General features: G+C 59.7%; 27 protein-coding genes. 23 read left to right on the top strand and 4 right to left on the bottom strand.

What is annotated here, in order from left to right; all coding sequences use genetic code 11:
- The first annotated feature begins 463 nt into the window (after window positions 1-463).
- From F3J08_RS08215 to rimI, 16 genes are all read left to right on the top strand, one after another.
- On the top strand, window positions 464-1,909 hold the full coding sequence (locus tag F3J08_RS08215) for a Hint domain-containing protein (protein WP_166929231.1): 1,446 nt from the start codon (window positions 464-466) through the stop codon (window positions 1,907-1,909).
- Complete coding sequence (locus F3J08_RS08210) at window positions 1,906-2,088, top strand: hypothetical protein (protein WP_166929229.1); 183 nt, start codon at window positions 1,906-1,908, stop codon at window positions 2,086-2,088. Before F3J08_RS08215 ends, F3J08_RS08210 begins: the two co-directional genes overlap by 4 nt.
- 163 nt (window positions 2,089-2,251) lie before the next feature.
- A complete protein-coding gene (locus tag F3J08_RS08205) occupies window positions 2,252-3,136 on the top strand; it encodes an aldo/keto reductase (protein ID WP_166929227.1) in 885 nt (294 codons plus the stop codon).
- A 155-nt stretch (window positions 3,137-3,291) separates the two neighbouring features.
- The gene (locus F3J08_RS08200) at window positions 3,292-5,949 is read left to right on the top strand and encodes a penicillin-binding protein 1A (RefSeq protein ID WP_166929507.1); all 2,658 of its coding nucleotides are present in this window, start codon (window positions 3,292-3,294) and stop codon (window positions 5,947-5,949) included.
- A 29-nt stretch (window positions 5,950-5,978) separates the two neighbouring features.
- Window positions 5,979-7,110, top strand: a protein-coding gene (gene prfB / locus F3J08_RS08195) for a peptide chain release factor 2 (RefSeq protein WP_122048714.1) whose coding sequence is annotated in 2 segments (ribosomal slippage) — window positions 5,979-6,047 and window positions 6,049-7,110 — 1,131 coding nt in all. Because the reading frame shifts where the segments join, the coding sequence is not laid out codon by codon here.
- Between the two features lie 387 nt (window positions 7,111-7,497).
- Window positions 7,498-8,157 (top strand): energy transducer TonB, encoded by a 660-nt coding sequence (locus F3J08_RS08190; protein WP_023979752.1) that lies wholly within the window; start codon window positions 7,498-7,500, stop codon window positions 8,155-8,157.
- Window positions 8,158-8,357: 200 nt separating this feature from the next.
- On the top strand, window positions 8,358-9,431 hold the full coding sequence (locus tag F3J08_RS08185; protein ID WP_122038456.1) for a MotA/TolQ/ExbB proton channel family protein: 1,074 nt from the start codon (window positions 8,358-8,360) through the stop codon (window positions 9,429-9,431).
- Window positions 9,432-9,433: 2 nt separating this feature from the next.
- Window positions 9,434-9,856: a biopolymer transporter ExbD gene (locus F3J08_RS08180; protein ID WP_023979754.1), complete on the top strand. Its 423-nt coding sequence runs from the start codon at window positions 9,434-9,436 to the stop codon at window positions 9,854-9,856.
- A gap of 121 nt (window positions 9,857-9,977) precedes the next feature.
- A complete protein-coding gene (locus F3J08_RS08175; RefSeq protein ID WP_023979755.1) occupies window positions 9,978-10,412 on the top strand; it encodes a biopolymer transporter ExbD in 435 nt (144 codons plus the stop codon).
- Window positions 10,413-11,669 carry a hypothetical protein gene (locus F3J08_RS08170; RefSeq protein ID WP_370458690.1) on the top strand — a complete coding sequence of 419 codons (1,257 nt, stop codon included), beginning with the start codon at window positions 10,413-10,415 and terminating at the stop codon, window positions 11,667-11,669.
- Window positions 11,670-11,767: 98 nt separating this feature from the next.
- Window positions 11,768-12,544 (top strand): response regulator, encoded by a 777-nt coding sequence (locus F3J08_RS08165; protein WP_240149222.1) that lies wholly within the window; start codon window positions 11,768-11,770, stop codon window positions 12,542-12,544.
- A gap of 84 nt (window positions 12,545-12,628) precedes the next feature.
- Window positions 12,629-13,912: an ATP-binding protein gene (locus F3J08_RS08160; RefSeq protein ID WP_240149221.1), complete on the top strand. Its 1,284-nt coding sequence runs from the start codon at window positions 12,629-12,631 to the stop codon at window positions 13,910-13,912.
- 75 nt (window positions 13,913-13,987) lie between these two features.
- Window positions 13,988-14,551, top strand: coding sequence for a NifU family protein (locus F3J08_RS08155; protein WP_122038459.1), 564 nt, complete (start codon window positions 13,988-13,990; stop codon window positions 14,549-14,551).
- Window positions 14,552-14,555: 4 nt separating this feature from the next.
- Window positions 14,556-15,269: a malonic semialdehyde reductase gene (locus F3J08_RS08150; protein ID WP_240386395.1), complete on the top strand. Its 714-nt coding sequence runs from the start codon at window positions 14,556-14,558 to the stop codon at window positions 15,267-15,269.
- Complete coding sequence (locus F3J08_RS08145; protein WP_166929223.1) at window positions 15,269-15,931, top strand: tRNA (adenosine(37)-N6)-threonylcarbamoyltransferase complex dimerization subunit type 1 TsaB; 663 nt, start codon at window positions 15,269-15,271, stop codon at window positions 15,929-15,931. The genes F3J08_RS08150 and F3J08_RS08145 overlap by 1 nt, the downstream gene beginning before the upstream one ends.
- Entirely contained in the window at window positions 15,928-16,392 is a 465-nt protein-coding gene (gene rimI / locus F3J08_RS17535; RefSeq protein ID WP_166929221.1) for a ribosomal protein S18-alanine N-acetyltransferase, read from the top strand. The genes F3J08_RS08145 and rimI overlap by 4 nt, the downstream gene beginning before the upstream one ends.
- Here the strand turns inward: rimI and F3J08_RS08135 are convergent.
- Window positions 16,365-16,598, bottom strand: a complete 234-nt coding sequence (locus F3J08_RS08135; RefSeq protein ID WP_166929219.1) for a sulfurtransferase TusA family protein — start codon at window positions 16,596-16,598, stop codon at window positions 16,365-16,367. The two genes, rimI and F3J08_RS08135, sit on opposite strands and share 28 nt — an antisense overlap.
- Window positions 16,599-16,696: 98 nt before the next feature.
- On the opposite strand from F3J08_RS08135, the gene F3J08_RS08130 reads away from it, so the two are divergent.
- The 5 genes from F3J08_RS08130 (at window position 16,697) to F3J08_RS08110 (ending at window position 20,660) form a co-directional block, all read left to right on the top strand.
- Window positions 16,697-17,095, top strand: coding sequence for a MucR family transcriptional regulator (locus F3J08_RS08130; RefSeq protein WP_031241519.1), 399 nt, complete (start codon window positions 16,697-16,699; stop codon window positions 17,093-17,095).
- A 66-nt stretch (window positions 17,096-17,161) separates the two neighbouring features.
- Window positions 17,162-17,653 carry a Fur family transcriptional regulator gene (locus F3J08_RS08125; RefSeq protein WP_023979764.1) on the top strand — a complete coding sequence of 164 codons (492 nt, stop codon included), beginning with the start codon at window positions 17,162-17,164 and terminating at the stop codon, window positions 17,651-17,653.
- Complete coding sequence (locus tag F3J08_RS08120; protein ID WP_122038465.1) at window positions 17,653-18,552, top strand: GNAT family N-acetyltransferase; 900 nt, start codon at window positions 17,653-17,655, stop codon at window positions 18,550-18,552. The genes F3J08_RS08125 and F3J08_RS08120 overlap by 1 nt, the downstream gene beginning before the upstream one ends.
- Window positions 18,553-18,630: 78 nt before the next feature.
- Window positions 18,631-20,094, top strand: coding sequence for an apolipoprotein N-acyltransferase (gene lnt, locus F3J08_RS08115; RefSeq protein WP_166929217.1), 1,464 nt, complete (start codon window positions 18,631-18,633; stop codon window positions 20,092-20,094).
- Window positions 20,095-20,159: 65 nt separating this feature from the next.
- On the top strand, window positions 20,160-20,660 hold the full coding sequence (locus tag F3J08_RS08110; protein ID WP_240149219.1) for a helix-turn-helix domain-containing protein: 501 nt from the start codon (window positions 20,160-20,162) through the stop codon (window positions 20,658-20,660).
- A gap of 33 nt (window positions 20,661-20,693) precedes the next feature.
- Here the strand turns inward: F3J08_RS08110 and F3J08_RS08105 are convergent, their stop codons facing one another.
- A complete protein-coding gene (locus F3J08_RS08105) occupies window positions 20,694-21,356 on the bottom strand; it encodes a tyrosine-protein phosphatase (RefSeq protein ID WP_166929213.1) in 663 nt (220 codons plus the stop codon).
- A 93-nt stretch (window positions 21,357-21,449) separates the two neighbouring features.
- Between F3J08_RS08105 and F3J08_RS08100 the strand changes: the two genes are divergently transcribed.
- Together F3J08_RS08100 and F3J08_RS08095 are read left to right on the top strand one after the other, a co-directional pair.
- A complete protein-coding gene (locus F3J08_RS08100; protein WP_166929211.1) occupies window positions 21,450-21,758 on the top strand; it encodes a hypothetical protein in 309 nt (102 codons plus the stop codon).
- Entirely contained in the window at window positions 21,755-22,501 is a 747-nt protein-coding gene (locus tag F3J08_RS08095) for a class I SAM-dependent methyltransferase (protein WP_166929209.1), read from the top strand. The genes F3J08_RS08100 and F3J08_RS08095 overlap by 4 nt, the downstream gene beginning before the upstream one ends.
- 23 nt (window positions 22,502-22,524) lie before the next feature.
- On the opposite strand, the gene F3J08_RS08090 is transcribed toward F3J08_RS08095, so the two are convergent.
- Both F3J08_RS08090 and F3J08_RS08085 read right to left on the bottom strand, forming a co-directional pair.
- The gene (locus tag F3J08_RS08090) at window positions 22,525-22,704 is read right to left on the bottom strand and encodes a Trm112 family protein (RefSeq protein WP_166929207.1); all 180 of its coding nucleotides are present in this window, start codon (window positions 22,702-22,704) and stop codon (window positions 22,525-22,527) included.
- Between the two features lie 109 nt (window positions 22,705-22,813).
- The gene (locus tag F3J08_RS08085; protein ID WP_166929205.1) at window positions 22,814-23,788 is read right to left on the bottom strand and encodes a tetratricopeptide repeat protein; all 975 of its coding nucleotides are present in this window, start codon (window positions 23,786-23,788) and stop codon (window positions 22,814-22,816) included.
- Between the last annotated feature and the right edge of the window lie 7 nt (window positions 23,789-23,795).

The following is a 23,795-nucleotide window of genomic DNA, read 5'->3' as shown; positions in this document are numbered from 1 at the left end:
GGTCGCTTGCGACCGCGGGTGTGAAGCCGCGGGAGTTGTGCCGCGCAGGCCAGACTGTCGCCCCATATCTCTATTGCGCAGTCGAAAAATACCGACGCTTCTCACAGCATGTATGGTTCTCGAAAGCAGGCATGCATAGCGGCGGTTGTAGAAATTCATAAGAAAATACGATTTCTCATCAAAACAATTCAAGTATAATTTTCAATATAAAAAATATTTATAAGATGTTATCACCTAAGAAATCCAAAAATAAATAAGGTTGTTTCGGGTGGCCGGTAATTTCATCATCTCTTCTGGTATATCCAACTCTTACGGGTTTCTAAACGCGACGATCCTCGTGAAAGCAGGCGGGGCACTTGCTGGAGGCACAACGCGGAACTGCGTGACAACCGTAGAGGCTGGCGGAAACATACGCTCTGAAATCGTGAGTGGCGGGGCGCTTACGCTCAAGAGTGGTTCTGCCATGTCAGACTCCTCTATGAGGGCGTCAGTCGGTGTCACCGCCGAAAGCAACGTGAAGTTTACGAATATCACGATTGAGGCTGGTTCGCGGATCACTTGCGGCACTAACGTGCTGCTTCAGGGACCGACAAACAATGCAGGGTCGATCTCTGGTGGGACTGTTTACGGCCAGGGCTCAGTCGAGACAGTAACAGGTTCAGTCCAGAATCAGACCATTGCCTCTGGTGCCACGATTACTGTCCAGAATGGCCAGATTCAGGGAACTGTATCGCTACTTGCTGGTGCAGCCGCTGAGTTGAGTGGAAGCGTAGGAGGTACGATCAACCTTGCTGGCACCAGCTATGCGACGATGACGCTCTCTGCCGGCTCCCTCCCAACAACCCTGATCACAGGTTTTAATGGCGCCAGCGACAGCCTGTCCGACAAGATCCGGATCAACGGCGTGACGAAAAGCCAGATTGCTTCCGTCTCGAAAACGGCCAATGCACTTTATCTGACCTTGAAAGACGGTCGCGTTCTGACGCTGAACATCCAGAACGTGGGGACCACCGGCTATTCGATTATCGATTCCGGCACCGGGATTATCCTGGCCGTCTGTTATCTCGCCGGTGTCCAGATCGAAACGCCCGAAGGATCGGTGGCGGTCGAGCAGATCCGGGTGGGTGACCGGATTACGGCCATTGTCGATGGCACGCCTCAGTCGCGCAAGGTGATCTGGACTGGCAGTGGCCATTGCAGGATTGATCGGACTCTGCCCGATGATCTTGCCGGGTATCCTGTCTGCATCCGCAAGGATGCGTTGGGGGCAGATATGCCGACCCGCGATCTTTACGTCACTGCCGAGCATGGCCTGTTGCTGGACGGCCATTTCATCCCTGCGCGTATGCTGGTGAATGGCCACTCCATCTTCTATGACAAGTCTCGCGAGGAGTATGCTTTCTATCATTTCGAGACGAAAGAACACTCGGTTGTGGCCGCTGATGGTGTGCTATCCGAAAGCTATCTTGATACGGGTAATCGGGCGATGTTCAGCGTCCAGTCCTCGCGTATTGACCCTGTTATCGGGATGTTGAGCTGGGACCGTGATGCGGCTGCACCGCTCATGACGGATCGCGAGCGTGTGGAACCGATCTATAATCGTATCGAAAAAATGCAGCCTGCCGTTACGAAGCCGGAGCAGGCATTGACCGATCACGCTGATCTACATCTGGTGACGGATGACGGGGTGATTGTTCGGCCCCTGCGCGTTGCTGGCGCGAAGCATGTGTTCCAGCTTCCGCCTTCGGCGCAGAGCGTGACCATCCGTTCCCGTACGGCACGTCCCTGCGATATCGTCGGTCCTTTCCATGATGACCGGCGTAATCTCGGTGTACTGGTGGGGAGATCCTGCAATTCGTCTCTGGTGAGATCGTGGATTATGACAGGCATCTCTCGGACTGCGAGATGAGCGGCTGGCACAATTATGCTGGGGGCGCATCGCGATGGACGAGTGGAGACGGATTCCTCTTTGTGGCGGATACGCTTGGAGAGGAACACAGGCTTGTCTCGCTCGAGATCCTCGCCGGAGGTCCCTATCTTTGCGCCGATGAGGATGCCGCAGGCGATTTGAGGGCCAGCGCGGGATAACCGGGCGCTCCGACAGGGGGGGCGGTTTGCCCGGTCCCCATCATGGATCGCCCCGTTTGGGAAGCGTCTCTTACCCACGGGATAGGTGAACAGAGGCATACACACAAACCCGGTCGGGTCTGTTCGCGTTGATTGGACATCCAGTCAACGCGGAGTTCACACAATGCCATCCATCGACGCAGCCCGATCCGGCGTTTTTGCCATAGGTGGTGATCTCGAAGTCGTCCGGCTCGGTTTTGGCGCCATGCGCATTACCGGCAAGGGGGTGTGGGGAGCGCCACAGAGCCACGAACAGGCTGTCGCGACCTTGCGTCATACGCGCGATCTTGGAATTACCCTGATCGATACGGCCGATTCCTACGGACCTTTCGTCTCGGAAGATCTGATACGCGAGGCGCTCTTTCCCTATGGCGGGCAGGTTATTGCCACCAAGGGTGGCCTGACACGTCATGGCCCCGATATCTGGCGTCCTGTTGGTCATCCTGATTATCTGCGTCAATGCGTGCTCATGTCGCTCCGTCGGCTGGGCGTGGAACGTATTGATCTGTGGCAGCTTCACCGTGTGGGGGCTGACTGCCCGCCAGAGACGCAGTTCGAGGCCATAGCCAAACTGCAGCAAGAGGGGCTGATCCGTCATGTCGGTCTGTCCGAAGTCGATGTGCCGATGATCGAACGGGCAGGCGCTTTCTTCCCTGTGACGACTGTCCAGAACCGTTTCAATCTTGTCGATCGCAAATCTGAGGATGTGCTCGATTACTGCGAGGCGCACCAGATTGGCTTCATTCCCTGGGCACCGCTGGCTGCCGGGTCTCTGGCTCGCCCCGGCACGGTGCTCGATGCCATAGCGAAAGACCGTGATGCCTCACCGGGGCAGATTGCCCTGGCGTGGCTCCTGCACCGTTCGCCGGTCATGTTGCCTATTCCCGGAACCGGCAGTCCCGCTCATTTGGAAGAGAATGTCCGGGCTGCTTCCATCACATTGAGCGAGGAGGAGTGCGCAGCTCTGGACAAGCAGGGCCGCGAGGCCTGGGAAAGTTCCGAAAATTAAGGCTTTTCCTGCCATGATTGCAGGGGGCGACGAGGGCGCTGGACAATGCTAGAACGCTTGCCATGATCCACGCCACCACCGCCCTTTCCTCCACCGGGTTCCCCCTGTTCTGGTTCTCGACTGCCCAAGGTGGCGGAGGCAACGGGCGCGTCCCTATGGGGGGCGGGCAACGCGGTCCCGAAGGGGGGCGCCAGCCGCCTCGTGGCCCGCGTTTCCGCCGCTGGCGCCAGGGCCTTGCAATCGCTGCCGGTATTGCTTTGGTGGGGGTGGCCGGATCGGGGCTGTTCGTCTGGCATCAGTATGAGCGTGTTGCGTCCGATCTGCCGAGCGTCGACACGCTCAAGACATACCAGCCGCCGACCGTCAGCCGTATCTATACGTCTGACGATCACATCATGGCCGAGCTGGCAGCCGAACGCCGGATCTATATCCCGATCAACGCCATTCCCGAGCGCGTGAAAAATGCCTTCATCGCGCCTGAGGATCAGAATTTCTATACCCATGCAGGTCTGGACCCTCTGGCCATCATGCGAGCCGAGCTGACCAACCTGACCCATCGCAGCAAGCGGGCTCTGGGTGCCTCGACCATCACGCAGCAGGTTGCACGCAACATGCTGCTCAACAGCAATGCCCGCACGCTGGAGCGCAAGGAGAAGGAAGCCCTTCTGGCGCTGCGCATCGAGCAGACGCTGAGCAAGGACAAGATCCTCGAAATCTATCTCAACGGGATCTATCTCGGTAACGGGGCCTATGGTGTGGCCGCGGCTGCGCAGACCTATTTCAACAAGCCGCTTGATCAGCTGACCAATGCCGAGGCAGCTTTCCTGGGCGCGCTGCCGAAGTCACCTGCCAATTATAACCCATACCGCCATCCCGAGCGTGCCATCGAGCGCCGGAACTGGGTACTGGACCGCATGGCCGAAATCCATGCCATCTCGCACGAAGAGGCCGCAGCCGGACAGAAAGAGCCTCTCATTCCGCATGATGCGGTGCGTTTCGGCCCGCTGCCCAATGCCGAATGGTTTGGCAGCGAGGTGCGTCGTCAGCTGATTGATCGTTACGGGCCTGACCGTGCCATGCAGGGCGGCCTTGAGGTGCATACGAGCCTCGATCGCAAATTGCAGGATGCAGCGACCCTGAGCCTTCGTCAGGGGCTCATGGAGTACGACCGCAGCCATAGCCGCTGGCGTGGCCCTGTGACGAAGCTGCACGATGCTGTGGCCGGTGACGGCTGGGTTGAGGCGCTGAAAGACGTTACGCCTCCTGCTGGCATGATCGATCAGTGGCGTCTGGCAGTCGTCCTGAACCCTGCTCAAGGGCGCGTCGGTTGGCTCTCACAAGGAGAAAAGCAGGAAGGTCAGGTCATCGCCAAGGATCTGGGCTGGATGCGCAATGCCGGGACACTGGCCGCCGGTGATGTGATCATGATCGAGCCTCAGGCTGAGTCCGGTCGCGTCGCCGTGCGACAGGTTCCTAAGGTTGAGGGCGCACTTGTCAGTCTCGATGCGCGCACCGGGCGTGTGCTGGCGATGGTGGGCGGCTGGTCGTTCAAGGAATCGCAGTTCAACCGTGCCACACAGGCGCTGCGTCAGCCCGGGTCATCGTTCAAGCCCTTTGTCTATCTCGATGCGATGGAGCAGGGCATACCGCCCTCCGAGAAGTTCGATGATGCACCGGTTTCCTATGGTGACTGGCATCCCAAGAATTACGAGGAAGACAACTGGGGCCCGACAACCCTGCATGATGCCCTGCGTGAGAGCCGCAATCTCGTGACGATCCGCCTTGCAGCGCATCTGGGCATGAAATCCGTGGCCGATATGGCGATCTCCATCGGGCTGGTCGACCAGATGCCGCATGTGCTCCCTGCCGCTCTTGGAGCGGTCGAGACCACGGTGCTGCGTGAGGCAGGGGCCTATGCCACGATCGCTTCCGGCGGCAAGCTGGTGACACCCAGCTTGATTGATGAGGTGCTGGATCGCGATGGCAGTGTCCTGTGGAAGCCCGAGGGCCTCGCTCTTGGCACGACCATGCAGGCCCCCAACCAGACAGCAATCGTGACCCCGGCTGTAGCCCCCGGCGCAACACCTGCTGCCGCATCCTCCGGCAACCCGGCCGATATGACAGCACCCGCCACGCCTGCGCCTGTCGCCCCTTCGGGCCCGGTTCCCGGCAGTGTGGAGGTGCCGCAGGTGCAGGACAATCGCCGACAGGTGGCCAGTGCGGCAAGCGCCTATCAGATTACGGCCATGATGCAGGACGTGATCAAGCGTGGCACGGGCACGATTGCGGGGCAGGGCATCACGCGTGACATAGCAGGCAAGACTGGCACCAGTCAGGACTTCCGCGACGCGTGGTTTGCCGGCTTCACCCCTGATATCGTCACAGTGGTCTGGGTCGGGTTCGACACCCCGCAATCGCTCGGCAAGAGCGAGACGGGTGGGCGTATTGCCGGGCCGATCTGGAACCGTTTCATGAAGGTAGCCCTCGAGGGGCGGCCGGATCTGCATTTCCGTGTGCCGGAGGGCGTGACCCTTGCCCGCTACGACACAGGCCGACTGATGGCAGTCGATGGATTCAAGGCTGATCAGGTGCCGGGTATGAGCATCGCCCTCAATGGCTTTGGTGCAGGGACAGAAGCGCTCACTGCGGCGGATACCGGAACCGATCTGTATGATACGGAAACCGATATGGCAGGGGCGTCGAGTCAGGCCGGGCTGAGCGAGCCAGGCGGCGAGAATTCGGGCGCCGCCAAAAAACAACAGGCTCCCAATGCCCAGCCACAGGGTGACATTGGCATGGGCGGGCTTTATTGAGACCCATCGAACACGCAGGAGCATGAATCATGTCGGCCGAAACCGAGGCCCTATCGGAGCAGATCAAGCAGTCGGTGGCACTGCTGAGGAGGCATCTTTGACTGGGATGCTGCACAGACACGTCTCGCCGAACTCAATCACCGGGTAGAAGACCCCGACCTGTGGAATGATGCCGACGCCGCGCAGAAGCTGATGCGTGAGCGAACGCTGCTGGCGACCCAGATCGAGGGCGTCGAGAAGATCGAGCAGGACACTGCCGATATGCTTGAGCTTGTCGAACTGGCCGAGGACGAACAGGATCAGGATACGGTTGCCGAAGCCGTTGCGACCCTGCGCAAACTCGCCGAGCAGGCCAATGCACGCCAGATCGAGAGCCTGCTCTCGGGTGAGGCAGATAGCAATGACTGCTATATCGAGGTCAATGCCGGCGCCGGTGGCACGGAGGCTCAGGACTGGGCCGAAATGATGCTGCGCATGTATACGCGCTGGGCAGAGCAGCGCGGCTACAAGGTGACCATCATGGAAACCAGCGAGGGCGAGCAGGCTGGTATCAAGTCTGCCACGCTTCTGGTCACGGGTGCCAATGCCTATGGCTGGCTTAAGACCGAGGCTGGCGTGCATCGACTCGTGCGCATCTCGCCGTTTGACGCCGCCGCCCGCCGCCAGACCTCTTTCGCTTCCGTCTGGGTCTATCCCGTCGTGGACGACACGATCGAGATCGAGGTGAATGACGGCGATCTCAAGGTCGACACGTTCCGGGCCTCCGGCGCAGGTGGGCAGCACGTCAACAAGACCGATTCGGCGATTCGCATCACGCATATCCCGACCGGTATTGTTGTCGCCTGTCAGACCGACCGCTCACAGCACCGCAACCGTGCAACGGCCATGCAGATGCTGAAGGCCCGCCTGTACGAGGCCGAGCTGCAGAAGCGCGAAGCTGCCGCAGCCCAGACCGAGGCAGCCAAGACCGATATCGGCTGGGGGCACCAGATTCGTTCATACGTTCTGGCGCCGTATCAATTGGTGAAGGATCTCCGCACCGGGGTGGAAAAAGGCAATCCCGATGCAGTGCTTGATGGCGCGCTGGACGATTTCATGTCCGCAGCACTTGCCCAACGCGTAGGCGCAACGCGTTCGGAGGCCAGCGCCAACGCCCAATAGATGGCTTTGGCGACCAGGGGCTGAATCTCTTGCGGTGCAAGACTTTCAGCCTCTTTTTGCGCGTTTCATAAATATTACTCTTGCAGTGAATTAATGTTCCGTTTCACTGTGTCTCAAAGTGTCGTGCCGCTGGTATGCAAAACCTTGCCTGTCGGAAAACGGTACGAACGAAACGAAACTGACTTGACAGCAGTGCCTTACCTTTGCCCAATTTGCACGGGAGCCATGCGCTGGGAGCATGGTAAACATTTCGGGATGTGTCGGCCAGACTGACGCCTGACCGGAACGCAAGTCGCATGGGGCGGTTGCGATATTATCAAGTCGGTCCGCCCCTCTCGCCAAGAGAGGTGTGGGGCTCAGGACAGAGGGTTTGGAGTGACACAACCGATGAACTACGCCGAGCAGGAGCGACGCCCGACGAAGTACATCGTCGGCATCGCAATCGCTGTGCTTTTCCATGTCGTTGTGATCTACGCCTTGGTGAACGGGTTGGGTTCGAAAATCGTCGAACAGTTCCATCCGCCGATCAAGACGAAGATCATCACGGAGCCGAAGAAGCCGCCGCCGCCGCCGCCGCCGCCGCCGCCGCCGCAGATGACGACGCCGCCGCCGCCGTACATACCGCCGCCGAAGATCCAGATTCAGCCGCCGCCACAGAAGCATGTGATCAAGCAGGTCACGCATGAAAAGCCGCCGGCACCCGTGCCGCCTGCCAATAATGCGCCGCCCGCTCCCGCAGCGCCGAAGGGCCCGCCTGTGCCGGATCACTCGGCTGGTGCCTCGCCGATCAACGGTGCCCGTCCGGTCTTCCCTGAGGAGATGCTGGAGGAAAACCGCGAAGGCAGCGTCACCGTGGCCTGTGACATCGGTACCGACGGTCGTACGTCAAACTGCCAGGTCACCAATTCGACGGGTGGTCATGCCTTCGTCGAAGCTGCCATGGAGTTCCTCCGCAAGGCCCGTTACCAGCCTGCGGTCACGAATGGACAGCCGGTGGTCGAGCATCACCATACCCTGCACATCAACTTCACCCTGGGTGATGACTGAGTGCATGGCGACCGGAGTGAAAGCCCCGGTCGCCTGACGGAATGACGGAAGAGAAGCTCTGGCTTCTTTTTCCGACGGGGCAGGGGGCAGGCAGCCTCCGCGCCCCGGAAAGTGATAAACCAAGCCGCGCCCGGCAGAGAACGGGGCGGCACTGCCAGAGTCCTTCTCGAAGGGGCTCTTTTTCAGAGGATTTGGAGTTAATGACGAGACTGTTCCGCCTTCCCGCTCTCGCCGCCCCGGCCCTGGCAGTCACGCTTGCCGTGGCGCAAGGTGTGGTCGTGCCGGCCGTTGCTCTTGCCCAGGAAACCCCGGCTGCCCAGCCTGCGGCTCCTGCTCCCGACGCTGCTGCCCCGGCTCCCGCAGCCCCGGCCCCTGCAGCGCCTGACGCCGCTGCTCCGGCTGCCCCCGGCGCCCCGGCTCCCGATGCGGCTGCGCCCGCTCCCGGCGCCCCGGCCCCTGACGCTGCTGCTCCGGCCGCTGGTGCCCCTGCACCTGACGCCGCTGCCCCGGCTCCTGAAGCTCCTGCCGAGGCAACCGCGCCGAAGTCGCAGGAAAACCCGTATGGCCTGAGCGCTCTCTGGTCCAACGGTGATGCCATTGCCCGTGGCGTTCTGCTGATCATGGTCATCATGTCCGCAGGCACCTGGATCATCATGGTCACCAAGTTCCTGGAACAGTCCAAGGTGTTCGCGGCTTCCAAGGAAGCGGCACGTGAATTCTGGACCAAGCCGACCGTTCAGGAAGGCGCTGCTGCTCTGAAGCCGGCATCGCCGTTCCGCTACATCGCCGAGACGGGCATTGTGGCTGCCGAGCACCATGAAGGCTCGATGCGCGACGCCATCGACCTGCATAGCTGGACCGCCATGTCCGTTCAGCGTTCGGTTGACACCATCAACACGCGTCTGCAGGGCGGCCTCGCCTTCCTCGGTACCGTGGGTTCGACCTCGCCGTTCGTCGGTCTGTTCGGCACCGTCTGGGGTATCTACCACGCCCTGACCGCCATCGGCATTGCAGGCCAGGCTTCGATCGACAAGGTTGCCGGTCCGGTCGGTGAATCGCTCATCATGACGGCTATCGGTCTTGCCACCGCTGTTCCGGCCGTTCTGGGCTACAACCTGCTCGTCCGTCGCAACAAGGGCGCCATGGATCGCGTGCGCAACTTTGCTGCCGACGTCCAGTCCGTCCTGCTGGGTGGCTTCCGTCACGGTGTTGCCCCGACGGTCAGCCCTGACCACAGCCCGACGACCACGACCACCAGCTCGCGAGTTGCCTGATCATGGCGATGAACGTCGGTGGGGGTGGTGAAGAAGACGAAGTCGTCTCGGCGATCAACACGACGCCGCTCGTTGACGTCATGCTCGTTCTTCTCATCATCTTCCTGATCACCATCCCGGTTGCGACGCATTCCGTGAAGGTGCAGCTGCCGCGCGACGCCAACCAGCCGACTCAGACCAAGCCAGGCAACATTGTCCTGGCGGTCACGGCGAATGGTCAGGCGTACTGGAACGAAGTTCCTCTGCGTGGTCATCAGGATCTGCTCGATCGTCTCGAGAAGGTCGCAGTCATCAAGCCCCAGCCCCAGATCCAGATCCGGGGTGACGGCAAGGCCCGTTACGAAGCTGTCGGCAAAATCGTCGCGACCTGCCAGGAAGCTGGCATCTATCGCATCGATTTCATCACTGAGCAGCCTCACTCCTGATTTCGGTCAGGACCCCGCTTCAGGAGCCTTCTGCTGATCCCACAGGGTCGCAGGGGGCTCCGGCTCCGTTTTTTCCGGATGCCGGTCTTGGCCGGCTTTCCGCCTGTTGGAGAGTTCTCTCATGGCCATGAGCGTCGGATCCGACAGCACGCATGAAGACGAGGGCATCGTCGATATCAACACGACGCCCCTGATTGACGTCATGCTCGTGCTGCTCATCATGCTGATCATCACCATTCCGCTTCAGACGCATTCGGTCGCGCTGGACCTGCCGCAGGGCAATCCGCCGCCGAGCACCGAAGAGCCCAAGGTTGTCACGGTTGCGGTCGATTTCGACAATTCCATCAGCTGGAATGGCGAACCCGTCTCTTCCGAAGCCGATCTTCAGGCGCGTTTCATGAACGCGGCAAACCTGCCCGATCAGCCCGAGATGCATATTCACCCCAATCGCCTGGCAGACTACAAGACGGTTGCCCATGTGCTTGCCGACGCCCAGCGTCTTGGCATCACCAAGCTCGGTATCGTCGGTCAAGACCAGTTCATGGAAGGACAGTAAGTGCGTTTTCCCCGTTGTTCTCGCGCCCTCCTGGTTGCCAGCTCGCTTCTGGCAGCCTCCTCTTTCGTTCCGGTCATCGGGTCTTCGCTCGTCACGATCGCTCATGCTGAAGACCAGCTGAGTGCCAAGGTCGGCAAACCCCTGCAGGAAGCGCAAACGGCTCTGGGCGCGAAAAACTACGCCAAGGCCATGAGCGCCGTGAACGCGGCTGATGCGATTCCGGGGAAAACCGATTACGAGAAATACACCATTGCCCAGATGCGTGCGGCTGTTGCTGCCTCGTCGGGCGATGTGGCCGCAGCCTCCAAGGCCTATGACGTCCTGATCGCGTCACCGCGTACACCCGCGGCAGCCAAGCAGCAGATGCTGATGGCCAACGCGACCATGGCCTATAATGCCAAGGATTATGCGCACGCTGTTCCGGCTATCGAGCGCTATCTCAAGATTGCCGGCCCGAACGCCCAGATGCAGACGCTTCTGGTCCAGTCCTATTATCTGCAGCAGGACTACAAGAACGCTGCGCGCGTGCAGCAGGACCAGATCAACGACGAGATCAAGGCCAAGCGTATCCCGCCCGAGAACCAGCTTCAGTTCCTGGCGACCTGCTATCATCAGATGAAGGATTCGGCGAACGAGACGCATGCCTATGTGCTGCTCGCCAAGTACTACTCCAAGCCTGATTACTGGGCGATGCTGATCCATAATCTGGCAGCCGACCCCCAGATGCCTGACGCCCTGCAGTTCAACCTCGAGCGTCTGCGCATGACGACAGGCGTGCTCAAGGACCCGTCAGATTACATGGATATGGTCGAGCGCGCTGTTCAGTCCGGCCTGCCGCAGCTTGGGCTGAACCTGATGAATCAGGCCTATGCTTCCGGGGCGCTGGGCAAGGACCAGGGTGCCGCGCGTGAAGCCCGCCTGAAGGCCATGGTGGTCAAGCGTGCCGCCGAGACCAAGGCCACACTGGCGGCGGATGCTGAGGCGGCTCGCAAGATGCCGAGTGCAGCACCGTCTCTCACCGCGGGATATAATCTTGTGCTGAACGGTCAGGTGGATGAGGGCCTTGCGCTGATGCGCGAAGGGCTTGGCAAAAACCCGACAGCACCTGAGGGAGCCAAGCTCCAGTTTGGCATGGCCCAGATGGATGGCGGTCGAAAGGCCGATGCGATCAAGACTTTCGCTGATGTTCATGGGGATCATGGGTCGCAGGATCTTGCCCAGCTCTGGACACTTCTCCTGACAAAACCATCAAAGTAAGGTAAAATAAGTCCTTTCCCATCAATACGGTTGTTCTTGCGCGAACCGAGACATAGATTGTATCAAATCTCGTTTACCACAGAATGATCGATGGGATAATGACGACAGCTCCTACTGCTCCTTCCCCCGCTGCTGACCTGCCGGCGCGTATCCTCATCGTGGAGGATGATCCTGGTATGCGTACCCTGATCCAGCGCGCCTTACAGGGTGATGGATTTCGGGTCCGCAGTGTCGCCTCGGGGGACGAGATGTGGGACGCTCTGGCTGTTGGTCCGGTAGACCTTTTCGTCATGGACGTCATGCTGCCCAAAACCAGTGGTGTCGAGCTTTGCCGCGCCATCCGCAGTGGGCAGGGCACCAATCACCCCGGTGAAGCCCCTCTCGCCCAGACCCCGATCATCATGGTTTCTGCCCGTGGCGAAGAGCGCGACCGCGTTCTCGGTCTCGAGATCGGCGCGGATGACTATGTAGCCAAGCCTTTCGGCCAGCGCGAACTTCTGGCCCGTGTCCGCGCCGTGTTGCGTCGCGGCCAGGGTGCGGCCCCGACCGAAGTCTCACGCAAGGAGACAATTCTCTTTGCTGGCTGGAAGCTCGATCTGCGTCGCCGCGAGTTGACCGATCCTTCAGGCGCTGTGGTCGATATTTCCGGCGCCGAACACGATCTGCTTACGAGCTTTCTCGACAACCCGCAGCGCGTCATTGCGCGTGACCGACTCCTTGAGCTCTCCCGCACGCGGCTCGGCGACGTATCTGACCGAAGCATCGACGTTCTGGTCAGCCGCCTGCGTCGCAAGCTTGGTGCCGATGCTGATGCGCTCATCCGTACTGTGCGTGGCCTCGGTTATATCTTCGTGGCGGAAGTCGAGCGCGTCTAAGACCTCATGCCTTTGAGTCTTGGAGGGGGTAACACACCCCGAATCATCCGTTTATGGCCGGTTGGTCTTGTCGGCCGCGTGAGCATGGTTTTGCTCGCGGCGGTCGTCCTGGTCTTTGTGGCGAGCGCCTTTTTCTACGAAGAGGCCGAGACCTATATCGATGATGATAGCCGTATAACGCAGCTCGCCGAGGAGCTGAGCACCGATCTGCGTGTGCTCCGCACAACGCCTATCAGCCAGCGCGGATTACTGGGCGCCCTCCTCTCGGATAACGGAATCAGTGTCAGCTGGCGGTCGGCCAATCAGCCAATTGATCTCGACCAGCCGCACAGGCTGCGTCAGGTCGAGGAAAGCCTGATTGCGAATGACCGTGATCTGGGTAAGGCGGACGTGCGTGTCTGGGCTGATCGTGCCGATTCTTCGAGCATTCACGGCAGCCTTCAGCTGGCGGATGGCAGCCGGTTGGCTTTCAACGTGCCGGGCATTCTCAAGCACAGGCATATGACGGGTGGGCTGGCATCCGCAGCTATCACCGCAGGTGCTGTGGCAATCGCCGCTGCCATGATCGTGCGGGCGCTCAGCACACCTCTGCGCGCTCTGGCCCATGTGGCTGACAGCATTGCCAAATCTGACGATATGCAGTGGGCAATGGTTGATGAGCGGGGACCGCGAGAGGTCCGCGGGCTCGCTCAGGCAATCAACAAGATGCAGCACCGCATACGTCGGCTCATTACCGATCGGACCGAGATCCTTGCTGCCGTCTCGCATGACCTGCGTACGCCGCTTGCGCGCTTGCGATTGCGTGCCGGCTTCATGGACGATGAGGAGACGCAACTCGCGATTGAGGCGGATATCGATGAGATGGAAGCCATGGTGACAGGTGTCCTGGCCTATCTGGCAGGTGATCTGGATCCTGAGCCCATCAAGCAGGTCGATCTTGTGGCTACCCTGAACACATTACTTGACTCCCAGAGTGATCGGGGACGCGAGACAAGCTATACGGGGCCGGATCGTTGCCACGCCAAGGTCCGCCCACTCGCAATCAAGCGTGTCTTTGCCAATCTCATTGATAATGCCTGCAACTATGGTGGCGACGCCCATGTCACGCTGGAGACAGACGGGAAGGAAGTCGTTATTTCGGTTGTCGATGACGGACCGGGTATTCCGGAGGCCGAGTTGGAGAATGTTCTCTCGGCATTCTATCGGGTTGAAGGCTCGCGTTCGCGTGCGACAGGTGGCATGGGTCTGGGGCTTGCGATCGTCACGCGTGAGGTCGGGCGGGCAAAGGGCAAGGTTGATCTGCATAACGTGCCGGGACGCGGATTGTGCGTGCAGGTCATGCTGCCGCTGGAACCACCTGCGGCCTGAATCGGGGGATAAGGGACTTGCGGAGTCGCGATTGATGGCACATGTCACAGCGATAACTGTGATCCGAGAGCTGTGATGTTTATCGAGACCGAAGATACCCCGAACCCCGCCACCCTCAAGTTCCTCCCCGGTCGGGCCGTAACGGGCCACCGTGGAACAGCCGATTTCGCTGATGCCGGTGCTGCTGAAGGCCGTTCGCCCCTCGCCACCACCCTCTTTGCGGTGCAGGGTGTGTGCGGTGTTTTCCTCGGTGGCGACTTCATCTCCGTCACCAAGACAGACGAATTCAGCTGGAATACGCTCAAGCCTCTGCTCCTAGCAGCTATCACCAGTCATTTCGATTCCGGCCAGCCAAGCCTCGAGTCGGTCGCCGAAGCCCAGGAAGAGGCAATTGCCCCTGAGGACGAAGCCGTTGTCGCCCAGATCCGCGAACTGCTCGATACGCGCGTTCGCCCTGCCGTTGCAGGAGACGGGGGTGATATCGTATTCAGAGGCTATCGTGACGGTGTTGTGCGCCTGACGATGCAGGGCGCCTGCGCTGGCTGCCCTTCATCGCGTGCCACACTGAAGCATGGTGTTGAAAACATGCTGCGTCACTACGTCCCTGAAGTGGTGGCAGTAGAGCAGGTCGAGGATTGAAGCCGTGAGTGAGAGTCAGCCAGAGTCCCCTGTCCCGGTGTCGCTGGATGGCTCGAGCCCTGATCAGACTGTCATGACTGGCAGTACCCGGCGTGACCATGACGTCGCCCCGGGTGATGCGCCCGCTTTGCCGCAAGCTCTTGATGCGCTGGCACTCGATCGCCTGTTTCGACAGGCCCGTACACCCGTCAGCTGGTCAGCCCGGTCAGTCGAGCGTGAGACGCTTGTAACGCTCTACGATCTCGTCAAGCTTGGGCCCACATCGGGCAATTGCTGTCCCGCGCGTCTCGTTTTCCTAACCTCTGACGATATGAAGGAGCGTCTGCGACCAGCCCTCTCTGCGGGCAATATCGAGCGCTGCCTCAGCGCACCGGTCGTCGTGCTTGTATGTCACGACCCTCTGTTTTTTGAGCATCTGCCCCGCCTGAGCCGCGAGGAACACCTGCGGAACTGGTTTGCTGCGGATGTCGGACTGTCGGAAGAGACAGCGTTTCGTAACGGCTCCCTGCAAGGTGGCTACCTGATTCTGGCAGCACGTGCCCTCGGTCTTGATGTCGCACCGTTCTCCGGGTTCGACGGCTATACAGTTGAAGACGATTTCCTCTCCGACACAGGCTGGCGCATCAATTTCATCGCCGGTCTGGGCTACGCGGATGCGCCGCCACCCACAGAGCGCGCCATGCGGCTTGCCTTCGACGAAGCCTGCCTCGTCCTCTGATGGCATTGACGGCAGATACGCGCAGCCTGGTGCTGAATGGCGCGACACTGGGTCCATCGAGCGCAGGGGATCTGGCGATTTTTGAGGGGCGTCGTTGCGTCGCCCATGTGGCAATCGAAGGGCTGGGAGCGACGGCATCCCTTGCCGCACGTTGTCGCGACTTCTTCAGTTTGCCTGGCTGGCAACAAGGGCCGGAGCTGATCGTCGCCGTTCTGGGGCCAGGGTCATTCACTGGTTTGCGTGCCAGTCTGGCCTTGGCGAACGGCCTTGCGTCAGGCTTTGGCGCGCAGTTGAGAGGCGTCACGACAGGAGCCTGTTTTCGCACACGCCCCGGGCTGGAAAATGCGATCTGTCTAACGCAGGCACGACGTGATCGTTTGTTCGCCGAATGGGCTGACGGCTCATTCTGGGCAGGAGCACCAGAGGCATTTCTATCCGGACAAAGTGAAGGCGAGGATGCACCGCTCGTCGGGAGTGGTGTTGATATGCTGGCGCGGGACGTCTCTCCGTCAGCCGGGCCGGAAACCTCTCGCCCAGACATACACATGATTCTCGAAGCGGGCCTTCTGGCAGCCAACAGCGCTATGCTCGAACCTCTTTACATAGATGCCCCTGAAGCCAAATTGCCGGCTCGTGGGTTGCGCCCCGCACCACGGGGATGACGCATCAGGTTTCGCTCGTTGCCTTGAACGTTGTTCATGCTGGGATCTGTGCTGAGTTGCATCGGGAGGTTTTTGAGGAACCCGAACAATGGGGGGAGGCAGCGTTTCAGGACCTGCTGGTCACGCCCGGGGTCGTGGGGTGGCTGATAACGGAGAGCGACGCGCCTGCCGGATTGCTGCTTGTGCGTCACTGCCTCGACGAAGCGGAAATCTTGACGATTGCCGTGTTGCCCACCTGTCGTCGAAAGGGGTTTGCGCGTCTGATGATGCAAAATGGCATGAATTCTCTCGCTGCCCGGGGTGTGCGAAGTCTTTTCCTTGAAGTCTCTGTAAAAAACAGGGCTGCAATCGCACTTTACAATGCCCAAGGATTCGTGAAGTGCGGAGTGAGGCGCGCCTACTACTCTGACCGGAGCGATGCCCTGGTTATGCGTCACGATTTACATAACGAGATGCGATAATCACCCTCTGCGACATCGTCCGCAACCGACCATTCGGCCGTCTGCCCAAGGGTCTCCAGCAGGGTGAGCACGTTGCGACGCGTCTCTTCTCCTTTAAGGAAAACAACAAGCCTCTCGCCACTTGCAGCTCGATCGAGCGCAAGACGGACGTAGACTGTGGTCATGGGGCATATCTTGTTAGTGATATCAATAATTTGCGTAGACATTAAGATGTTTTCCTTTATTCGATGATTATATTTTCTTGTACTATGCGGTTTCGTCAGTGTATTCATGTCTGAAAGATGTATTCATTGAGGAAATATATATGTCGAGCGACCCAGATAACTTGATTTTGCAAAAGCTAACAACACAGATCATCTCTGCCTATGTGGCTCATAATGAAGTTTCGGGTCAGGACCTGCCTAATCTCATCCGGACAATTCATCAGACTTTGTCAAATGTTGCCAATACCAAGCCCGAGATTATCAAGCCGACGCCTGCGGTCCCCCCGAAGAAGTCAGTATTTCCGGATTATATCATCTGTCTTGAAGACGGCAAAAAGCTGAAACTGCTCCGTCGTCACCTCCAGACTGTCTATGACATGACGCCCCAGCAATATCGCGAACGATGGGATCTGCCGCCGGAATATCCGATGGTCGCGCCGAATTATGCAAGCCATCGCTCAAATCTCGCTCGCAAGATCGGTCTTGGTCACCGTCGATGAGAAAGGCGCCCTTTGCCCGATACTTAACGTTGGCAAAGGGCCGGATTTTCGGCTACGCCATATTTCATGGTATCTGAAGCGAAAGCTGACGCAAAGCGAAGCGGGCGGGCTCAGGAAGAGTCACGCATCGGGCAATTATGTATCGACCGGGGCCTCAAGATGACAGGGCAACGCCGTGTCATTGCGCGCGTCCTGTCCGAGGCTGAAGATCATCCGGACGTCGAGGAATTGTACCGACGCGCCTCCCAGCTCGATGCGCGGATTTCCATCGCCACAGTCTACCGCACAGTTCGCCTGCTCGAGGAAAAAGGCATTCTGGAGCGTCGTGATTTCGGTGGTGGTCGTGCGCGTTATGAGGCCAGCGAGCCCGGCCATCAGCATCATTACCATCTTATCGATGTCGACTCCGGTCATGTGGTCGAATTTGAGGATGAGGACCATGCCGCCCTGATGGAGGCTCTGGCCCGCCGCCTTGGCTTCGATCTGGTGTCGCATCGTCTCGAACTCTTTGGCCGCCGTATGCCCCAGAAGGCAGGCGGCTCAACAGGTCAGGATTGATGAGCGCCAACCCTTCCCACGCCGAAATCCTGCGTCTTCTTGTTACGGATGGCGAAAGCGCCTCTTCCGCAGGTCAGTCGCTTTCCAGCCTCGACCTTTCCCGTGAGTCCTTTCCTGAACTTCGGGGTGGGCAGCTCGGTGTGCGTATCGCCACCACCGATGCTGAGCGCGAGGCCGCGCAGGCTCTTCGCTACCGCGTGTTCTTTGAGGAAATGGGAGCCCGTGCGGATGAACGCACAGCTCGCCTGAAGCGCGATATCGACGATTTCGACGAAGTGGCGGACCATCTTCTCGTGATCGATCATGCTGTTTCTTCAGGCGCTGAGGGCGTGGTGGGAACCTATCGCCTCCTGACCAGTGACAAGGCCGCTCAGCTCGGGCGTTTCTATACGTCGAGCGAGTACGATATCTCGACGCTCACCGAGTTCCCTGGCCGCCTGCTTGAGGTGGGTCGTTCCTGTGTCGATCAGCGTTACCGCGGTCGTTCCGCCATGCAACTGCTGTGGCGGGGTATTGCTTCGTACATCTTCCTGCATCGCATCGATGTTTTGTTTGGCTGTGCCAGTCTGCCGGGGACCAATCCCGACCTCATGGCTGATGAACTAACTTACCTGTATCACAATCACCTCGCCCCACCGGCGCTTCGCATCCGCGCTCTGCCAGACCGCTACGTCGATATGCAGCGCAGTGACCCGCATCTGCTGGATCATCGGAAGTGCCTGTCTAAGCTGCCGCCCCTTATCAAGGGCTATCTGCGGCTTGGAGGATTCATCGGCGATGGGGCCGTCGTGGATGAGCAGTTCAATACGACGGATGTGGCTGTTCTCGTCAAAAGCGAGCTTCTGGCGGACAAGTACTACCGCCATTATGAGCGTCGTCTGAGAGACGCTCTCGAATAAGACCAGGAGTAAAATGTGACTTTCCGGCTCCGGAACGCTTCCTTTCCCTCGAGCCGGCTTCCATTTTCCACTTGGAAAATGATTCTGGCTGACCTCGCCGTCGGGGCGCTTGCCTCACTGGCGCTCCCGCCTCTGTACTGTCTGCCTGCGCTTGCCCTTGGGCTGCTATATCTTTATCGCTGCACACAGGACGCGGCGAGCATTCGCCAGCTTGCGCTGCATGCCTTTTTCTTCGGTCTTGGCTATCACACTGCGGCGCTGTCCTGGCTGACGAATGCCATATTGACTCGAGCGCATGATTTCTGGTGGGCCGTACCTATCGCCGCACCGGGCTGTGCGCTGATTCTTGCGCCTTTCATCATGGTGCCCGTCCTGCTGTGCCGCCTTATGCCTGAAGGCGCATCACGCATGGTCATGCTGGCCGCGCTCTGGACGCTGGCTGACATGGCGCGCGTTTTCATTTTCACAGGCTTTCCCTGGAACCCGACCGGCAGTGTTTTCGAACTTCCTGGTCTTTTGGGTGACATTCTTATCCAGCCTGCGGCCGTCATCGGGGTGGACGGGCTGACCCTTGTGGCTGTCCTGTGCGGGTTGCTGGTCTGGCATGGTCGCAAAGCCCGTCTTGGTTTGATCGGAGCCGTGTGCATCTGGTGTGCGTGGGGCGCCTACAGCCTGACCCATCCCCGGCTTTCGTCTGTCAGGAACCCTGTAGTGGCGCTCCTGCAGGGAAACGTGCGCGAGCGCGATATTCTCTCGCGCGATGGGGCCATGCAGGCCTTCAGGCTCTATCTGCGCCTGACCAACGAAGCCATCGCGAAGGCGAGAGATCTGAATGAGGATCGGGGTCTTGTCTATCTCTGGCCTGAATCGGGCTTCCCCGGACTTCTGGACGAAGACGAGCCTGCAAGGCGAATGATTGCCCAGGCAGCAGATGGTGCCTGGGGAATGATTGGCTCGGATCGGCGCGATGCTGATAACCGGTTTTACAACAGTATCTTCGCCCTTGATGAAAGCGGGCAGATCAGGGCCGTCTATGACAAGTCCACGCTTGTCCCGTTTGGAGAATACCAGCCACGATTCATACCGTTCAACCTGCTGCCGGGACAACTGACGCCCGGGAACGGCCTTGCCACCTGGTCACTGCCGGCACTGGGAGCGGTGGGACCCCTCGTCTGTTACGAAATCATATTCTCCGGGCATGTCACAGGTGCCAAGCGTCCTGACTGGTTGGCGAATGTTACCAACGACGCCTGGTTTGGTAACAGCGCAGGGCCGCGCCAGCATCTGGCGACCGTCAGGATCCGCGCAGTAGAGGAAGGCCTGCCCGTCGTTCAGTCAGCGAATATGGGAATAACCGCGGCCTTCAATGGCGCCGGGCATGAAATCGCCCGGTTACCGTGGGGCACGGCTGACAGCCTTGTGCTCGCCTTACCCTCGCCGCACCAGCCCACTATCTTTTCTTCCTACGGAAGAATTGTGCCTGTCAGTTTGTGTGTCCTCTGCATGCTGCTAGCTGTTTTTCTTGGGTATCGTCGCAGATAGATAATAAAAAGTTAATCGGCACCATTCGGTGCTTGTGATTAACCCCGAATATGAGTCCTTACTTCATGAGTAATACCGCAAAAAGCGCTTCGGCGGCTGGTCCGATTGATGCACTCGTTGGCGCACGGATCAGGTTGCGGCGGACATTGCTTGGTATGTCCCAAGAAAAGCTTGGTGCTGCACTTGGATTGACGTTCCAGCAGGTGCAGAAATACGAGCGTGGGGCAAACAAGGTTGGAGCGAGCCGGCTTTACGAGATGTCACGTGTTCTGAACGTACCTATTGGCTTTTTCTTTGATGACCTGGCGGCAGCTGGCGGCCCACAGAGTGTGCGTGGGAGCAGGATGGGCACGTCTCCTTCCGGTTTTTCCGAAGCGCCTTCCTCGTTTATCAATGCTGACTCTGACACCGGCTTTACTGTCGCTGGTCCGGTGGCCGGTGGAGAGATTGGCCCACAGCTTGATGTGTTGTCTGTCGAGCTCCTTCAGGCTTTCCGGAATATCGCCGATGCAAGGGTAAGGCTCCAGCTGGTCAATCTGGTGAAAAGCATGGCGTCCTCGGATTGATGCACAAACGCGCATTTTTCCCTCTGTCAGGGCTTATTCCCGGCGTAACACCTTGTCTGTCACGAACGACGCCAGTCTACCCGCCGTGAAATCCTTTTTGAGCCTGATTTCGTCATATTCATGCTCGACCCAGTGCATGAAGGGTATGCGCCCTTCAGCCTCGGCCTGATAGCGCAGGACAAATGCGTCGAGAATGCCGGTACGAGCCCGGTTGAAATGCCCGAAACGCCAGTGCAACTGGCGCAGCGCCTGAGCGGCTGTCCCGCCTTCGAACAGGATGACCAATGCCGAGGCCAGGCCTGCGCGGTCGGCACCTGACTTGCAGTGCATGAGCATCGGGCGTTCGATCTGTGCATACAGTCCGGCAAAGCGCAGGATCCTGTCGCGATGCGGTGCGCCACGGCTTTCGAAAGCCATGTCGATATGATCGAGGCCCAGTGTTTGCGCGGCCTGCCGTGAGAGGGCATCTGAACCGCAGCGCCGATGCCCGCGGAGATTGATCAGCGTGCGCAGGCCCAGCTTCCGCTTGAGCCGGGCCAGGCGTGCGGGGGTGGGGTGATTGCAGCGATAGACCTTGCCTGGCACGACGGTAGCGAGATTGGTCCAGGGTAGACGGAAAATGGCATGATCGACGAAAAGACTGTCGATCCACGCCTTGCGTCGGCCTGTGGCAGTTGCCAGCGATCCATCAAACACGAAAACTCTCCCTCGATTTGCTGTGCGATGCCTGCCGCACGCGGCATCATCCGTCAATTGCCGCCAGTGAATGAGGTTGATACAAGATTCGTCATGCGTTCAGCCTCGCTCCTCCTCTTTCTGATGGTTCTTGCCGGCTGTGCGGATAATACATTCGGCCCCCCGAAGCCGGATCTGGCCGTGAATGGTCCACCGGGACATCCGCCCGGTCAGTCACCCCATCGTGATCACATGGCACGCGCCTATGCTTCGCTGCCGGTTGCCATACCGGGCATGGACGGGGCGTCGGGTCCGCCGGTTCTGCCGGGCCTCGCCACCGAGACCGTGACGACCAGTGAGGTCAAACCCCAATATGCCGTGCCCGATGCCGAAGTCTCCTACGGCAAGAGAGGGAATCCATGAGCGAATTCGTCACCGGGCATTATGGCCCTCGCGCCAATGATTATGTCAGCAGCCAGACCCACGCAGTCGGGGAGGATCTGGAGCGTCTCGTTGCGCTGCTGCGTGAAGAGACCCCCGGTGTGGCCCTCGATCTCGGTTGTGGCGGCGGCCATGTAAGCTATGCCATGGCTCCGTTCTGCGGGCAGGTCGTGGCTTATGACCCGACATTGAGCATGGCTAATGCCGTCAGGAACGAGGCAGAGCGCCGTGGGCTGACCCGGATTCGCCCTGTCGGGGGTTTTGCGGAATCCCTGCCCTTTGCAGAGGGCATTTTCGATGTGGTGGCCAGCCGCTTCAGTGCCCATCACTGGTGCGATCTGCAGGCGGGGCTCAATGAGGCGCGCCGCGTGCTGAGACGGGGCGGTCTGGGGATCTTTATCGACACGGTCGCCCCGGAGGCCCCTATGGCCGATTCCGTGCTGCAGGCGATCGAAACCCTGCGCGATCCCTCGCACATGCGCAATTATCGCGTCTCGGAGTGGAGGCGCAGTCTTGAGAGTGCTGGATTTGCGCTGGAAGACTATCAGCCCTTGCGCCTGAAGCTTGACTTCGCCTCATGGGTTGCGCGAACCCGGACGCCTGCCTTGCATCAGCAGGCCATTCTGTCCCTCCAGAGGGCGACAGATGCCGGAACCCGACAGCATTTTGCTGTCGAGGCTGACGGGAGCTTTACGCTCGATACGGCGCTTTTCACGGTGCGTTAGAGCACGGCGCCGGTCATGGCGTTTCAGTCGGCCAGAGGGCGGGCTTCTTCCGGCAGCATCACCGGGATGCCGTCGCGCACCGGGTAAGCAAGGCGGGCCCCCTTGCTGACAAGCTCCTGTGCCTCGCGATCATAGACGAGCGCTTCCTTTGTCACCGGGCAGACAAGCATGGAAAGCAGGCGGGGATCGAGATCCTGAGCCATAGGTGAATCCTTCTGATGGATAGGAGAGGGGGTTGAATGGCTTCGACCCTGCCTTCGTCATTCCCCTTTTGCAGGGGAAGAAGGCAGGATGGCAGCCGCGATGTGTGGTTCAGGAAAAGAGCAGGGCTGACAGCTTGCGTCGCGCAGGCAAGGTTGCCGGATCGGTATTGCCCCAGGCTTCGAAGAAGCGCAGCAATTCGGCGCGCGCTGCGCCGTCATTCCACTCGCGGTCCTGTTTGATGATGGCAAGCAGGGTGTCAGCTGCCTCCGATTTATGGCCCGCACCATTCAGGGCACCAGCCAGACGAAAGCGCAAAGCGAGATCGTCGGGAGAAGCCGCACACTCCGCCCGGAGCCCGTCGAGCGCCGATGCCGCCTGATGGCTCTCCTTGTGCAGGGCCAGGGCAGCGCGTGCGCCTGTCACGGCCGGGTGCTCTGCCAGCTTGGGTGGTACCTGACTCAGGGCTTCGTCCGCACCCTCATCATCACCCAAAGCCGTCAGTGCCCGGATCATGCCACCCCAGCCCTCGGGGTTTTCCGGCTCGATTTCGAGCAGCGAGGCAAACAGCCCGGCGGCTTCCTCTGCCTGACCTTCCTGCAGGGCAGCCGAAGCCGCGGCAAGGATATCCGCGCTTGGCAACGTGGCGCCCGTTGCCTTGACGATCTGCTCGATAAAGCGGCGTACTTCGCTCTCGGGCTGGGCACCCTGCAGGATGTCGACAATCTGGCCCTTATAAAAGGCGGCCACGAGCGGGATCGACTGGATAGGCAGACCAACCTGCGCAAGCTGTGCAGCAAGCGCGGCATTGGCTTCAATATCGACCTTGACCAGCTTGACCCGACCGCCGGCCGCCGTCACGGCGCGCTCGAGCACGGGGGTCAGTTGCTTGCAGGGTCCGCACCAGGGCGCCCAGAAATCCACAAGTACGGGAAGCTGCCGGCTGGCTTCGAGCACCTCAGGCATGAAGCTGCGCTGATCGGCATCTACGATAAGTGCACCTTGTGTACCAAGAGCGCCGGGGGACGGGGTCAGACCTGCGTCGTTTCCGGGCTGGGGGCGATTCTGCCCAATGATATAGTCCATGGAATCT

This window comes from Asaia sp. As-1742 (assembly GCF_011753235.1).
Lineage (GTDB): Bacteria > Pseudomonadota > Alphaproteobacteria > Acetobacterales > Acetobacteraceae > Asaia > Asaia bogorensis_B.
This window is presented reverse-complemented; position numbering and strand designations above follow the sequence as displayed.

What these genes read in the sequence shown, in the direction of transcription:
- F3J08_RS08210 (WP_166929229.1), top strand. Translation starts at nt 1,906, where the DNA reads ATGAGCGGCTGGCACAATTATGCTGGGGGCGCATCGCGATGGACGAGT.
- F3J08_RS08165 (WP_240149222.1), top strand. Translation starts at nt 11,768, where the DNA reads ATGACGACAGCTCCTACTGCTCCTTCCCCCGCTGCTGACCTGCCGGCG.
- F3J08_RS08155 (WP_122038459.1), top strand. Translation starts at nt 13,988, where the DNA reads ATGTTTATCGAGACCGAAGATACCCCGAACCCCGCCACCCTCAAGTTC.
- F3J08_RS08130 (WP_031241519.1), top strand. Translation starts at nt 16,697, where the DNA reads ATGTCGAGCGACCCAGATAACTTGATTTTGCAAAAGCTAACAACACAG.
- F3J08_RS08145 (WP_166929223.1), top strand. Translation starts at nt 15,269, where the DNA reads ATGGCATTGACGGCAGATACGCGCAGCCTGGTGCTGAATGGCGCGACA.
- F3J08_RS08085 (WP_166929205.1), bottom strand. Translation starts at nt 23,788, where the DNA reads ATGGACTATATCATTGGGCAGAATCGCCCCCAGCCCGGAAACGACGCA.
- F3J08_RS08175 (WP_023979755.1), top strand. Translation starts at nt 9,978, where the DNA reads ATGGCCATGAGCGTCGGATCCGACAGCACGCATGAAGACGAGGGCATC.
- lnt (WP_166929217.1), top strand. Translation starts at nt 18,631, where the DNA reads ATGATTCTGGCTGACCTCGCCGTCGGGGCGCTTGCCTCACTGGCGCTC.
- F3J08_RS08125 (WP_023979764.1), top strand. Translation starts at nt 17,162, where the DNA reads ATGGTATCTGAAGCGAAAGCTGACGCAAAGCGAAGCGGGCGGGCTCAG.
- F3J08_RS08205 (WP_166929227.1), top strand. Translation starts at nt 2,252, where the DNA reads ATGCCATCCATCGACGCAGCCCGATCCGGCGTTTTTGCCATAGGTGGT.
- F3J08_RS08095 (WP_166929209.1), top strand. Translation starts at nt 21,755, where the DNA reads ATGAGCGAATTCGTCACCGGGCATTATGGCCCTCGCGCCAATGATTAT.
- F3J08_RS08120 (WP_122038465.1), top strand. Translation starts at nt 17,653, where the DNA reads ATGAGCGCCAACCCTTCCCACGCCGAAATCCTGCGTCTTCTTGTTACG.
- F3J08_RS08090 (WP_166929207.1), bottom strand. Translation starts at nt 22,704, where the DNA reads ATGGCTCAGGATCTCGATCCCCGCCTGCTTTCCATGCTTGTCTGCCCG.
- F3J08_RS08100 (WP_166929211.1), top strand. Translation starts at nt 21,450, where the DNA reads ATGCGTTCAGCCTCGCTCCTCCTCTTTCTGATGGTTCTTGCCGGCTGT.
- F3J08_RS08135 (WP_166929219.1), bottom strand. Translation starts at nt 16,598, where the DNA reads ATGTCTACGCAAATTATTGATATCACTAACAAGATATGCCCCATGACC.
- rimI (WP_166929221.1), top strand. Translation starts at nt 15,928, where the DNA reads ATGACGCATCAGGTTTCGCTCGTTGCCTTGAACGTTGTTCATGCTGGG.
- F3J08_RS08160 (WP_240149221.1), top strand. Translation starts at nt 12,629, where the DNA reads ATGGTTTTGCTCGCGGCGGTCGTCCTGGTCTTTGTGGCGAGCGCCTTT.
- F3J08_RS08200 (WP_166929507.1), top strand. Translation starts at nt 3,292, where the DNA reads ATGGGGGGCGGGCAACGCGGTCCCGAAGGGGGGCGCCAGCCGCCTCGT.
- F3J08_RS08185 (WP_122038456.1), top strand. Translation starts at nt 8,358, where the DNA reads ATGACGAGACTGTTCCGCCTTCCCGCTCTCGCCGCCCCGGCCCTGGCA.
- F3J08_RS08190 (WP_023979752.1), top strand. Translation starts at nt 7,498, where the DNA reads ATGAACTACGCCGAGCAGGAGCGACGCCCGACGAAGTACATCGTCGGC.
- F3J08_RS08215 (WP_166929231.1), top strand. Translation starts at nt 464, where the DNA reads ATGTCAGACTCCTCTATGAGGGCGTCAGTCGGTGTCACCGCCGAAAGC.
- F3J08_RS08110 (WP_240149219.1), top strand. Translation starts at nt 20,160, where the DNA reads ATGAGTAATACCGCAAAAAGCGCTTCGGCGGCTGGTCCGATTGATGCA.
- F3J08_RS08180 (WP_023979754.1), top strand. Translation starts at nt 9,434, where the DNA reads ATGGCGATGAACGTCGGTGGGGGTGGTGAAGAAGACGAAGTCGTCTCG.